This window comes from Hirschia litorea, assembly GCF_042665075.1.
GTDB classification, from domain to species: Bacteria; Pseudomonadota; Alphaproteobacteria; order Caulobacterales; family Hyphomonadaceae; genus Hirschia; species Hirschia litorea.
In genome coordinates this window covers 1-13,183 of the sequence record NZ_JBHTBR010000009.1, presented here as the reverse complement: position 1 = coordinate 13,183, position 13,183 = coordinate 1, and the positions used below count along the sequence as shown (strand labels likewise).

At 41.5% G+C, this 13,183-nt stretch carries 11 protein-coding genes and 1 pseudogene; 7 read left to right on the top strand and 5 right to left on the bottom strand.

Translation table 11 applies throughout. From position 1 onward, the window contains the following. Positions 1–13: 13 nt before the first annotated feature. Complete coding sequence (locus ACFQS8_RS14840; protein WP_382168801.1) at positions 14–1,591, top strand: tetratricopeptide repeat-containing sulfotransferase family protein; 1,578 nt, start codon at positions 14–16, stop codon at positions 1,589–1,591. Positions 1,592–1,718: 127 nt separating this feature from the next. Here the strand turns inward: ACFQS8_RS14840 and ACFQS8_RS14835 are convergent, their stop codons facing one another. After that, the gene (locus ACFQS8_RS14835) at positions 1,719–4,115 is read right to left on the bottom strand and encodes a TonB-dependent receptor (RefSeq protein WP_382168799.1); all 2,397 of its coding nucleotides are present in this window, start codon (positions 4,113–4,115) and stop codon (positions 1,719–1,721) included. Positions 4,116–5,131: 1,016 nt separating this feature from the next. On the opposite strand from ACFQS8_RS14835, the gene ACFQS8_RS14830 reads away from it, so the two are divergent. The 4 genes from ACFQS8_RS14830 to ACFQS8_RS14815 all read left to right on the top strand — a co-directional run bounded on the left by ACFQS8_RS14830 (position 5,132) and on the right by ACFQS8_RS14815 (position 8,354). Continuing rightward, positions 5,132–5,926 carry a hypothetical protein gene (locus ACFQS8_RS14830; protein WP_382168797.1) on the top strand — a complete coding sequence of 265 codons (795 nt, stop codon included), beginning with the start codon at positions 5,132–5,134 and terminating at the stop codon, positions 5,924–5,926. A gap of 1,165 nt (positions 5,927–7,091) precedes the next feature. After that, complete coding sequence (locus ACFQS8_RS14825; protein ID WP_382168794.1) at positions 7,092–7,361, top strand: type II toxin-antitoxin system ParD family antitoxin; 270 nt, start codon at positions 7,092–7,094, stop codon at positions 7,359–7,361. After that, positions 7,339–7,629 carry a type II toxin-antitoxin system RelE/ParE family toxin gene (locus ACFQS8_RS14820; RefSeq protein ID WP_382168792.1) on the top strand — a complete coding sequence of 97 codons (291 nt, stop codon included), beginning with the start codon at positions 7,339–7,341 and terminating at the stop codon, positions 7,627–7,629. The genes ACFQS8_RS14825 and ACFQS8_RS14820 overlap by 23 nt, the downstream gene beginning before the upstream one ends. Positions 7,630–7,808: 179 nt before the next feature. Then, positions 7,809–8,354: a tyrosine-type recombinase/integrase gene (locus ACFQS8_RS14815; protein WP_382169199.1), complete on the top strand. Its 546-nt coding sequence runs from the start codon at positions 7,809–7,811 to the stop codon at positions 8,352–8,354. 177 nt (positions 8,355–8,531) lie between these two features. Here ACFQS8_RS14815 and ACFQS8_RS14810 read toward each other — a convergent pair whose 3' ends face one another. After that, on the bottom strand, positions 8,532–9,119 hold the full coding sequence (locus ACFQS8_RS14810) for a hypothetical protein (RefSeq protein ID WP_382168790.1): 588 nt from the start codon (positions 9,117–9,119) through the stop codon (positions 8,532–8,534). A 244-nt stretch (positions 9,120–9,363) separates the two neighbouring features. Then, positions 9,364–9,810: pseudogene (locus ACFQS8_RS14805) on the bottom strand (DDE-type integrase/transposase/recombinase). 377 nt (positions 9,811–10,187) lie between these two features. On the opposite strand from ACFQS8_RS14805, the gene ACFQS8_RS14800 reads away from it, so the two are divergent. Next, entirely contained in the window at positions 10,188–10,592 is a 405-nt protein-coding gene (locus tag ACFQS8_RS14800; RefSeq protein ID WP_382168787.1) for a hypothetical protein, read from the top strand. A gap of 240 nt (positions 10,593–10,832) precedes the next feature. On the opposite strand, the gene ACFQS8_RS14795 is transcribed toward ACFQS8_RS14800, so the two are convergent. Together ACFQS8_RS14795 and ACFQS8_RS14790 are read right to left on the bottom strand one after the other, a co-directional pair. Beyond that, positions 10,833–11,903, bottom strand: a complete 1,071-nt coding sequence (locus ACFQS8_RS14795; RefSeq protein WP_382168785.1) for a hypothetical protein — start codon at positions 11,901–11,903, stop codon at positions 10,833–10,835. A gap of 283 nt (positions 11,904–12,186) precedes the next feature. Continuing rightward, entirely contained in the window at positions 12,187–12,483 is a 297-nt protein-coding gene (locus ACFQS8_RS14790) for a hypothetical protein (protein WP_382168783.1), read from the bottom strand. Positions 12,484–12,600: 117 nt separating this feature from the next. Between ACFQS8_RS14790 and ACFQS8_RS14785 the strand changes: the two genes are divergently transcribed. Further along, entirely contained in the window at positions 12,601–13,011 is a 411-nt protein-coding gene (locus tag ACFQS8_RS14785) for a hypothetical protein (protein WP_382168781.1), read from the top strand. The last annotated feature ends 172 nt before the right edge of the window (positions 13,012–13,183 follow it).

Here is a 13,183-nt window from a genome sequence, read left to right as displayed (position 1 = left end):
GAAATGCTTGGAAATGGATCTAAACGCACAGCATTTGAAAGCGGCACGGCAAGCTGTCAAAAATGGTCAATTGGTAGAATGTGCGTCTTACATCGACAAGGTTCTGATATCTGAACCCGAAAATAGCGAGGCATGTTTCTTAAAAGGGATCGTGTTAGTAGAGGCGCGCCAATATAAAAAAGCACTGGTTTTTCTGCGTGAAGCAGTCAAAAAAGCACCTAAGAATGCAGAATATAACGCGCATTTGTCACGCATTCTTTTAATGCTACGTGAAGAAGGTGAAGCTGAAAACTATGCGCGTATTGCAGCCCAACATGTCGAAGAAGATGCGCTGACTCTGGATACAATAGGTTGTGTTTTTGCGCGTTTAGGTGATCATGAAGCAGCACAGAAAGTGTTTGAAAAAGCGGTTGTTTTAAATCCAGATAATATAGATTTCCGGTTTAACCTTGTTGCCACTTATGGCTTCTTTGGGAAGAAGGATGAGGCTAACTACCAGTACGAGGAAATTTTGAAGCGCGCCCCTTTACACGGCAAGTCTTACTTAGGGTTAGCTGCTCTCAACCGCCAGACACCGGAGTCAAACCATATCGAGCAAATTGAAGCAGCGATCAAATCGGTTGAGGATCCAGTTGAAAAGCTTCGCATTCATTATGCTGCGGCAAAGGAATATGAAGATCTGGGTGAGTTCGACAAAGCATTTGAACATCTTCATACCGCAAATACTCAGCATACGCAGCGATTGAAGTTTGATATCAAGGTTGATGAGGAGAATGTCGAAACGATAAAACGGTGCTTTGCAGATTCGGCATATTTGAATTCACAATCTCAACTCGAAGCTGCGCCAATATTCATCGTTGGTATGCCTCGGACAGGGACATCCCTCGTTGATCGTATACTCTCAGCGCATTCAGATGTTGCATCTTTAGGCGAGTTACAATCCATGCCATTGGCTGTAAAATATGTAAGTCAAACCAAGTCTCGCTTTATTCTGGATAAAAACACGATAAAAGCCGTTGGAAATGCGGGCGCTCAGGATATCGGGCAATTTTATCTAAAGCATTCGAAGCAATTTAAGGGCGCATCAGCGCGGGTAGTTTTGGTAGATAAATTACCCATGAATTTTTTATATTTGGGCTTTATAGTTAAAGCACTACCAAAGGCTAAAATCATTTGCTTGCGACGACATCCGATGGACACGGTCTGGAGTAATTATAAAAACCTATTTGCGACAACATCAAGTTATTATGGATATTCATATGATTTGATCAACACAGCACGATATTACGTGTTGTTTGATCGTTTGATGGCATTTTGGCAGGAGCGATATTCCAACCAGATATTGCAATTAGACTACCAAAAACTTACGGCTAATCAGGAGGTTGAAACACGTTTGTTGCTGGAGTTTTGTGGTCTTGAATGGGCTGATGAATGTATGAATTTCTATCAACAAAAGCAGGCGATAGCGACACCAAGCGCACTTCAAGTGAGGGAACCTATTCATCAAAAATCCGTTGGTAGATGGCGTGATTATGAAGACAGGCTTCAAGAAGTGCTTGCCTATTTTTCCGCCAACGGGATCTCTGTATAATTCATTCTTTTAAGATGAAGGCAGCTGCGTTCCACTGCGCGTGAATTGTCGCGTTTCAGTTGAAAAGAAAGACCGCAGCTCTTGCCGCTGCGGCCTTCCATACATTTCTAATCGAGAAGGGTGCCGATTAGAACTTGTATTTCATTTCGATGCCGACTTTTCTAGGTGTCAGCACATTGCGTGCATAATACCGTGAAGCAACATCGTCGTTTAGGAATGTTCGACTTAGGTCATTGCCTACTGACGTGATCGCGTATTCGTCGAATAGATTGCTAGCGAAGAGAGATACTGACCATGCATCTTGTTCGTAAGTTATCGCGGCGTTGTGGGTCGTGTATGCTGGTAGTGTTTCCCCAAAAGCACGTGCTCCAACACGGGTAACTACGTCCCCAGTATACGCAGCTGTCCAACGTAGAGATAAGTCGGCCTCATCAATAGGAATTATATATGTCGCGCCCAATGCGCCTGATTCTTTGGGAGACCCTGGTAGGCGATCACCCGCGAGAACATCTACTTTACCGTTTGGGCGATCTTGCAATAGGCCAAGTACATCGGCTGTTAGTGAAGCATCTGTATACCCAAAACTACCACTGAAAACGAGATTTTCGATGGGTTCAGCCTTGAAGGACATTTCAAAACCCTCTGAAACAGCCTCCGCACCGTTAACTGTAATACCAATAGCTCCATTTACCGTTTGACCTGCGAGCTGAATGCCTTCCCAGTCAATTTGGAATAAAGCCATGTTAAAAATCAGTTTGCCATCAAAAGTGGTTGTTCTTAGTCCAATTTCTTTGTTGATAGTTTCATCAGGCCCGTATGATAGTTCATCTGGAAGGGCACACAGATTTTGACCTGCAGGTAAAGGAAGGACACAAGGTGCCACTCTATTTACGCCCCCAATACGATATCCTTTAGAATACGTACCGTAGATCATGATGTCGTCTGTAATATTGTAAGATGAGTTAAATTTCCACACAACACCGTCATCCGCTGTATCACCAGCGCGGCTTCGGAAGTTAATCTCTGGATAGTCTTGGAAGAATGGAAGTGCTTGTCCACCTTCTACTTCTGCAGTGTATTCAAAGTAACGTGCACCAGCAGTAATTTGGAAGGCGTCCGTAATTTGATATGTTGCTTCACCAAACGCGGCGACTTCTTCAGTTGTACTATCAACAAATGATGCATATTCGATCTCGTCGGGGCGATCAAAGCCCGCCCACTCCGGATAACCGGGAAGAATTTCAAAATAAGTCGAGTCAAACGTCAACTCATTGTAAAAACCACCAATTACCCAACTGATAGGACCGCCATGGTCCGAAACAAATCGAATTTCAGCATTCAATTGTTCTCGGTCCTGATCCGAATCTGTGTAGCCAGAAAATGCTGGGAAAAGTTCATAATCATAGTCCAGATCAAGCAATAGATCTGTGACATCTGAGGAGCTTTCTACTGTAGCTTCAGTGCGAGCGATTGTTGCAACCATATTGGCAAATGATCCAACTTCAACATTAGCTTCTAACGCGAAAAGCTGAGATTCACGTTCAGATGGCTCTAAATAGCGCCAAGGTGCATCATAATCACCTAATCCAAAGATAGGATCACCAACCGCTTGACGGCCATTTGTTTCGGTTTTTTGGTAGGCATATGTGAAATTTAGGTCCATCCAGTTAGTAGGATAAAACCCGATTTGGTTGCGAGATGTAATTGTTTTTTCAAAGTTCACATCTTCATCAACATAAGTGTTTTCTGCTAAAAATTCAGCAGAACCCAAATTATAATCTGCACCAATTTGCTGTGGTTCAGATACGCCGGGTTCTTTGAGAAGTCTTGTGTAGTCGATAAAACCAGCTTCTTCATAAATTCCGAGCGTCGTTCTAAAAGCTAATTTATCTTCGATGATGGGTATATTGATCGCACCATCACCTACAAAACTAAGATCGTCACTGTGTGCTGTGTGAGATGTCCGAAAGTGAGCATAACCTTCGATAGCTTCAGCATTTGGGCGTTCAGGGATGTAACGGATTGCGCCAGCTAGTGTACCCAAACCATAGAGAGTACCTTGTGGACCCAATAGAGTTTCAACTCTTTCAATATCAATCAGTTTAAAGTCCAGATATAGAGGTACTTCTCCTAAATATGTTGCTAATGCATTATCTGCGTTACTTCCGAAACTACTTGTATCATCTGCTCCCAAGCCGCGTAATATTATTGATCCGGAGCTACGCGGACCTGTATCTAGAACCGCTAATCCGGGAGTAAATGCTGCGAGGTCTCGGATATCATCAATACGTTCACTGGCTAAATCTTCCCCGGATAGAGCAGAGATATTTATTGGTACATCTTGGATTGAAAGAGCGCGCCTTGTACCCGTTACAATTATGACATCTTGTGTCAAATCGGCTTCAGCGGCAGCTTCAGCCACTGCTAAATTGGAAGCTTGTTCAGCATAAGCGGAAAGAGAACTAATAGTACCGAATGCTGTTGCTGACATCAGCATTGTACGAAGTATTGAAAACTGTTTCATCTAGAATCCCCTCGAGTTTGTAACAGTATTTCCTACCCTTAAATCGTTTTGGTGCACGCTCTGTCGGCGCAATCATAAGTTATAACCAATTGAATAAATTATATTTTTTAAATACAATCTATCGATCTACACTTATGTTAGGGAGGAGAGATTTTTTCTCCATGGGGTATTTGACTTACCTGATGTGGGGAATTGGATTTTTAGTTTGCAACTGGCTTTTAATGGAGGGGTAGGGCTGCTTATGAGCTATTATCACTCTTTTAGACAGCAAGATGGGTCAGACCGTGTCATCACTTTTTGTGAAAATTTCAATACTGTCAGTTTATTAAACCGGTTGGTGACATAAGCTTTGAAAACGTCACCTTCGTGATCATCAGCTTTCTAAAGATCGTGAAGTTCGCAGTTGACCTTCACAAAAATGCCTTTGCCCGTAAATACGGCTTCACTGATATCGAAGGATAACAGCGCCTTCCTGCGGGTGAAGCAGCAGCCGGAGCAGGGGTGATTGACGGAGGCTTAGGTAGCTTATATTTGTGGGGAGCCGATTGCTAAATTCTAATAAATAAATTGCTGGCCATATTTTACCGATTTGGCCAGCAATTTATGACATTGACATGAAAATCTATACTGGAATTCTATTATTCATTATTGTTGTAGCAAATGTAGCTATGAAAACAGAACATTATATAGAAATTGTTGCAATTTTTATTATGTCTTCCATTTTCGTTCTTTTGCTTGAATTCTACAAAAACCAAAAAAGGTAGTTCAGTGAAATACCTTTTTTGTCTTATGCTAGCTGGTCTGCCCCTTGAAGAGTGGTCCATGTATTGAATCAGCTCTGCCTTCATATGAAGTGCTTGGCTTAGGTAGTCCATCTTTGATGGAGCGAGATAGAAAGCCTGTTAAAGAGATGTGCGAGCCGATTGATAAGCCGGATGTTGCTCCCTTCACTCCTGACCTGAGACTGTTCCTTACACCTATGCTAGCACAATTTTGATCTAAATTGAGCCAATAGTATGATTAAATTAAAAATAATAAATGCTGCAATCCTTACAGTTGCAGCATGTGTGTTTATAATTAGTTTTGCATCGTCAGAGCAACCAACAACTTTTAAACAATCTGCACAGGTTACAAATATATTGAATAAATGTAGCCAAAGGGGCGTGTATTACATAGATGACATTGTTTGTTTGAATGATTCTATTACAGAAAAAACACCTCACCTGATAGAACCGTATCTTATGAGAAATCGTATTGTTATAATCAATAGTAGCGGTGGAGATGCGACTGCAGCTATGCAACTTGCTGAACTTTTTATTAATTTCGAAGTAAACGTATTTTTTTCTGAAAGGTGTTGGTCTAGTTGCTTTAATTACATTTTGCCTGCACTAAAGCGAGCATATCTTGTGAAAGGTACTTCACTCTTTGGGCATGGCTGGCTACCGTACAAAATGCAAAACCCAGCGGCTCTTTTTTGCAAATCATTGGAAAATGATAATCGATACCAAGATTGTATCGATAACATAAATTTAGCCATGAAAAAGCAAGAGAAATTCTTTAAAAAATTCGATGTAAGCTTAAAAATCAGAGACGATTACATGAAGCATTATCTCAACCATGTGAAACCCGAGCTGTGCCGCGGACCAAATAGATGCGATAATAGAATATATTTAAATGAAACAAATTCTTATGGCTACCTTCCGGAACATGTGTGGATATCGGCCGGTGAAACTGTAGAAAATCAAGATATTTGTGCAGGAGTAGGTGTTTTCGTCGCCAAGATGGCGCAGACATGTCTCATAGTAGACTGATCCACTCTAGAATCATTCCACTATATATGGAACCGTCAGCCCCACTAGAAATAATAGATTTCTAAAGTAGAAATTTTACGTTTTATAAAACGACCGTTTTTCGGTTTACCGATAAAGCAGCTGACGTGAATGTGTATACAGCGAATAGTTACTAAATAGATACATATTTAGTTTTATCATGAGTTTTCATAGCATATGGATCATATACACCTTATACATAATCGTTTATTATGTTTTGGTTACATGTTAAAAAAACGTATATTTTAGCCGAACTACCACCCAAGCAGGATTTGGAAACTAAGGCAATTTTACGTGCAGTAGCACAGGCGTACCATTATCTCGCTGAGATGAAGGGAAAAGCCAGTGCTATACCTATCGAGGTATCTTAATGCAAAAATTATCGGTTTTTACCTGTTGCACATCACTGTTTATTTCTGGGTGTGCAGTAGGGGCACCATCTGATACGAAGCAGAACAATGTAGTCAAACTATCTTCACTTGATGAAATTATTACTATCGCTACTAAAACATGCGGTGCAAAAGAGGCTGTTCAGAAAGTATCCGAAACAGGGTTCGTTTGTAAACAATAATTGGAAGTGAACACCTTTAACTTTGCGCTTCCCACTTGGTCTGCCCCATTTAGGTGATCCACTTACTAAGTTAGATCTGGCATTAATTGAAGTGCTTAGCTTCGGTGGTCCAACTTCGATGTTAAAATCCAGCAGCGATTTTGACCTTACCGCTATGGCATAGGTCGGTGTTGCGGGCAAAATAACTGTGGAAGATCCGCAATTTAAAGTAGATTTTTTAGTCGTATACACCCAGCGAGCTCATGCGCGGGGCCCAACCGTGCCTTGTTGGGTCATCGGCTCAAGCCTTTTTCCTGATCGTGAACACTCCCTTGTTCGAAACGTGTGATACGCGGTGGTTCGTGGAACAACAATATAGACTTTCGCCTCGCCAGTACGTTTCCGTCTGATTTGAATGAGATGTCTTTAAGGAGTATCTTAGTATGTCTGTGAAGCGTTCAAGAGTGTTTCATGCGTATATTCAGGGTCGCCTGAACCATCTTCTGTCTTGCCAGACCTACGAACCGGGACAGAAGGTGGATTTACTTAATGAAACAGTATTTGACAGCCATGCATCATACTTAGTATGATAACTGCATGATACGTAAAACAATTACACTTCCCGAACCCATGGATGACTGGATTAAGTCACAGGTAAATTCTGGTCGCTATGGAAATGATAGCGAGTACCTGCGTGAACTTGTTCGCAAGGACCAAGAGCGCAATGAATTGAAGTCTATGATTGAGACCAGCCAGAAAGCATTTGAAAGCGGCGAATATAAAAGTCTAGAAACCAAAGAAGACGTATCAGCCTTTATTGAAGGCGTCTGGACACGCGCGAAGAATGCCTCGACTGATAATAACTAAGCCGGCTGAACGGCAACTTGAAAATATTGCTGAATGGACATTGAAAAACTGGGGTGAAACTCAAGTTGAAATGTATAAGCACGACCTCAATATGGGGTTGATGAATATCCTTGAGCATCCCCGGATTGGACAAGATGTCAGTGACCTCAAAGCAGGGCTGCGCAAACTGCCAGTCGAAGAACATTTCATCTACTATGAACTCAAAGACGATGCCGTGATTATTCACGCTTTCCTTCATGGGCGGCAAAATCCGGAAAACCATTTATAGGTCAGGTTCTGTCAGAAAATTGCATGGACTCTTCTCATGTCATCCCAATTTTGGTGATGGCTGTTTATTGGAGATCATCAATGAAAAACCGTCAGGAATTCCCAGCCCTAAACTGTCCAGACCATGAACAAAGTGCAAATCACCTTGGAAGGCTAACCGGACAAAAACCAGCTCTTAAGATGAAAGAAGTATGGGCAATCAGAACACGCCTTGAAATGGAAAAGAATATCCGAAATTTGGCGCTGTTCAATCTAGCCTTGGATAGCAAACTAAGAGGCTGTGATTTGGTTCGTTTGACAGTGGGAGATGTTGCTTCAGGCGGAGAAGTCAAAGAGCGTGCAACAATCATTCAAAAGAAAACTGGACGGCCAGTCATATTTGAAATTACCGACAACACACGAAAATCTATCAAAAAAGTTCTGATAGACCATCGTCTTCAATCCAGTGATTATTTGTTTCAAAGTCGTTTGTGTACTTCAAAGCGTTTATCGACACGGCAATATGCTCGCATTGTGCAGCAATGGGTCGGCTCCATTGGCTTAAATCCATCAACTTATGGAACGCACTCACTTAGAAGAACTAAAGCAGCCCTCATTTACCGAAAAACCGGAAACCTAAGAGCTGTTCAGTTGTTGTTGGGACATACAAAACTTGAAAGCACTGTTCGATATCTCGGTGTTGATGTGGATGATGCACTTGAGATTTCTTCAGGGATCGATCTTTAGAGAAAATTTACGCTATCAGACTGGGTACAGATTTGTTTATGTGTCCAGTTTGTGGTTCCATTCTGCCTGATGATAGAAGTTGTTCATGAGACAGAAAAGGGCCAATTATGCCATGATGAACGGGAAGAGTTTCGCCAACTATGCCATGATGAACAGGAATAGTTTCGCCAAAAGCAGTCATTGAAGCTCTGCATCGTGCCAAGTTTTTTGAATATAATGCCTTGCATCGTCTAAATCGAAGTCAAAACACCCACTATTTTCAGATGAATGTTTCATAACTACCCCAACGCTACGTACATAAAAAATGTTTTTTTTGTTTCCTGTCCGACCTCTACCAACCTGGCCAATCGCATCAGGAAAGCACAGTTTTTGATCTCCCAAATACTCTCCAAAGTAGTCTCCTACGTTAACATCCTCAGAAGAATAACCACCCCAAAAATTCACAAATAATTCTTCAGCTTGCCTTCTACGCATCGTTCCACCTGCTGTATCAAGAAGAGCCAAAGCCTCGTTGTAATTGAATTTATATGATTTATTTTTTTGACCTATTTCAGCTGCTTCCAACAACCCTACGACCCGTTTAAAGGCACTAACTTCATTATCATTTGGAAACACAGTCGCAAAATATTTTCCGTCCCTCAGAATTCTGAAAGCTCCGGAGGCCATATGAGATTTAGTTATGGTTTCCGATTTTTTAGTTTCATTCGGATAGCTGCAACCCAACATAAGAGCCACAGTTAATGCACAACAAAAATAATGCCTCATTAGCTTTCCCAACCAACCCTAAGAGATAAAATTGTATTGTATTTTGACAAGAGTGTGAAGAGGCAGCTTAGGGCCAATTATACCAGCATGAATCGGCAGTCTCTCGCCAATGATTGCCTCATCTCGGCTCCACTTAATTGTCGTTGACTGTAATTATTTGATAGTAAAATCAATTGTTAAAAAACGATCGTTTTTTATACTCAGTAGGCATTTTCAAAAAATTCGATGCATTGGCACGGTGGCGTCAGACAAAAGCTAACTGGTCTCTGATACTCGGCTTTCGACGTTTCTTTAGCCGCCGCCATTCGCTTAATGCGACGTCGCGGTTTCTCTTAAAATTGTATCTTGAGTAGAGATGTCTCTCCAGATTGAAGTGGTTGTGAATTGACGATTGAATGGCAATAAATTTTTGCAAGCTCTTGGTCTGCCGGAATTTATTCATGATCTTTTCTCGTCGTCGGAACGGCTAGTGAGAATTCTCACATCGGTTGTTCAACCAACGTCCTGTCACTTGTCTATCAGCATTTCCAATGTCCTTCATTGCTGCACGATATGAACGCAATTTATCAGTAACTATATTGCGAGGAGGGCCATACCGTTTCATCGCTTTACGTAAAAACTTCAATGCTGCTCGTTTGTGACGGCGTTTGGTAACGTAAGCTTCACTGTAAGTTTGATGATTTCGGGCGATGTTTTGAAATAACGAAAGATAGAGGTTTTCATGCTTGCAGCTTAGCGAAAGCTGGCTAAGTTGGAAATGAGACGTTTAATCTGACAATGCCAATAGGAGCAAGCCGCCTGGACCTTTACCAGAAGCAGAAGGTAGCCCTCATTCCATTCCTCAAGACGATGGGGGATATACAACTCACGGTGAAACTAATGAAGATGGTCAATCTGTTGAAGGTAAACAATATCGACCTGGACCTGGTAAAACACACGGAGATGTTCCAAGGCCAAATGTGAAAGAGTGGAAACCTCATTCTGCGCCTGATGGAAAAACCTATCTAGGTAAACCCCAGGTAAGACCACCAGAACCAGATGAACATCATGATTCGGAATAGAGGCAATATGACTAAATTAAACGTTCATTCTTGGCAGATTCCTGAGCCACGCTACCCTCTAACAAATGCTTGTGATTTGTGTGAATCCGTTGGTGATATACTTACATTTTTGAACTGTGAGATAATAGAGAAGAATGGTTATATATATTTAAATAGATTTTCGAGTGAATTATTGGTCCCCAAAAATCAGTTTTGGATAAATTCTATTTTCGTATCATCGCTGATAACATACTCGCCAGAGAGTGAGGCTTCAAATGTAGATCAAGCCTTTGATAAGCTATGCAAGGCTTTAGAAATCTCGCTGATTAAAAAAATAGATGCTTTTGCACCATCAGAGAAACACAAGGTGATAAAAAGCATTGATGATGAATATGATGAAGTAGCTTTCTCTGTGATTCGAGTTGTAGACTAATAGTACAAAGACAAAGAACGGTAAGGTATTTTAAAAAATATTTATTAATGAGAGAAATCGTGTCAGGCTGCTTTGAGGTCCAAGTCTGCCTGATAGTGCTTTCTGTTCATCAGTCGGTTTAGGGCCAATTTCACCAGTTCGTAAGCAGGGCATTTATCGCCAATAACGGACTTTTACCTCAAATGCCGGATGACCGGAATGGAAGCAAACCGGACATTGATGAACTTCCTAATATCTAATTTAGCGAGAGAGTTTTTGCATCTCCAGCAGGTAGTACATTGGGCTTCGGCGAAGTTGCTTATCCTTTTCTGTGACGCTCAGCTCGTGGTCAGTGAGTAACGAGAAATATTTGTCGCCAAGTTGAGCCAGCGCAGCTTGTTCGGGCATCATCCAGAATTGTGGTCTCAAGAGGTTTCTTAGAGGCAAAATCAATTGTTTGTGCCAGGGACGGTTTTCGCTTTCGGCGAATTCTCTAAGCTCGATTAGCAATGGCTGAACTTCAGTTTCGACGATGAACTTTGCAGCATTGCTAATGGCTTCAGCTTCTGCTCCGTCTTCTATATGTTGGCTTAAAGTCTTTGCCATTCTAAGTATGGCCAGTCGAAAGCGTTTGACATGAGGTTTCATTTCATCTCGAAAGTCCAACAGTTCCGAAAAGTCTAACTTTGGGATGCTAGGTAGCACAAACTGGATACACTCAACGGCAAGCGCTGAAGCAAGTGCCGATGTGTTATGCTTCAGAGAACCCGCATCGAGTTTGGGCATTCCGAGCATGGGTTCATCATTTATAATGGGTAATCCTTTTTGCGCGGCATAATTTAGTGCCGCGGCCGAATATACGTAATCGCCTGGGTAAATGATGTTGCCAGAATCGGACTGTCTGGGTTCAGGAGAAACGCTAAAAGTCCGAAATGTATCGAAGTAGGGTTCAAAGTTTTTACGAGGTGGAAATGTAAGGTTGTAGACCTCTTCGGTCGCGCCTGCGGGTATAGATTCTCCCACCTTCAATGAATCTTTAAAAGAGTGCGGAAAGTAAAGGAACTCATTAGCCCATTGTTTCCAGTGCGTGAAATCCAAGGCGATAATCATGGTCAACGTATTCTGACCAATCGGCTTGTGCGCCTCCTTTTCAAACAGATTAATTAGCTTGGCGCGTCGTTCATCAAGCTCCTCAAATGAATACCCTTCATCAGGTAGACTAACATATGGAAAGTGAATTTTGTCAAATATCAAACCTAGAAGGGTTAGCGCTTCACTGGATCGTGGAAATGGATGCGAGTAGTAAACTGCTTCAAGAATTGGATCGTCCAATGCATAGCTCCTCATGGTTGTCTATCGAGTTGTCCTGTTTAATCGGACCTTACAGAACACTCCAAGTCTAATATCCGCTTCTGAGATGAAGCCGCCGATCAGTCTATTAATAGGGAATGTCCATTTAGGGCCAACTATGCCATGATGAACAGGAATAGTTTCGCCAAAAGCGGACATTTCCTCATCACTGAATTTAGGCTGAAAAGTAATTCATTGAATGGCTATTTTTTAGGTTGTGACTCGTGCCTTCAAGATTCAATGCGATTGAAGCTTTGATTTGAATTCATAGCAAGGTGATTAAAAAAGCGATTTTATCTTTTGGAATGTCATTGAGGTTTGGATATTTACTCAAAAACCTATCTTCCAGCATTGATTGAAACGCTATATGCGGCAATTCATATTCTGGATAAATGTCGGTCAACAAATCAACTATATGTACGACGTATCTATATTGTTTCTTCTTGAGTTTATCTTCTAAAACTAGGCTTGCCAGAATTGCTGTTGTTTGTTTGGGCGAAAGTGTTTTGAGGTACATGCCATTTGCAATAGCTTTATCTGTCATATGAAAATGATCGCGCATCAGTGCTTAGGCACCCTGCTAAAACTGCCGACTTTGTGGCACAACGGGCAGGTGGTACCCCACAAGACATACAGAAAGTTTCTTCTGGCTCTCATACTGGACCGGATGGTACAACATTTGAAACTCATGCTTTTAGGAATGATGCAACAGGTGAAATCATTGAACCAAAGACTAAAATTACCAATGATGGAAACAAATAAAAAAATCTGCATGCAATATTTACTACAAAAACAGGATATAAATCTGTTAGATCATTTTGATGACGGTTGGGCTGACAGAATAGAGATGTTGGATAATTTCCGGATCAAAAACTCAATTCCTTTACGCGAGAAGGAATGGTTGGTGATTTGCGATTTAGCAGATGAGCTCATGCCGATACCCAAATTTAACGGCACTATACAGCTTGCTGATGAATTTCAACAAGAATTGAGCAAAAAGAAGATTGAGTTATTTAAGTTGTATCAAAGTGATCTTTCATTAGCTAAAGAACGCTTACTGTCTCAACCTAACTTATTTTCATCTGAATAAAATCAGACTGAAATTTCGATCCGTTCATCAGCCGCCTTAGGGCCAATTATGCCATGATGAACAGGAAGAGTTTCGCCAAAAGGCGACATTCAGCTTAGGGCAGTTTTCTGGTTTCCAATTGAGTGAGCTGTTCGGCCGAAACGATATTCATAGCTCGAGTTGACGTGGGAAT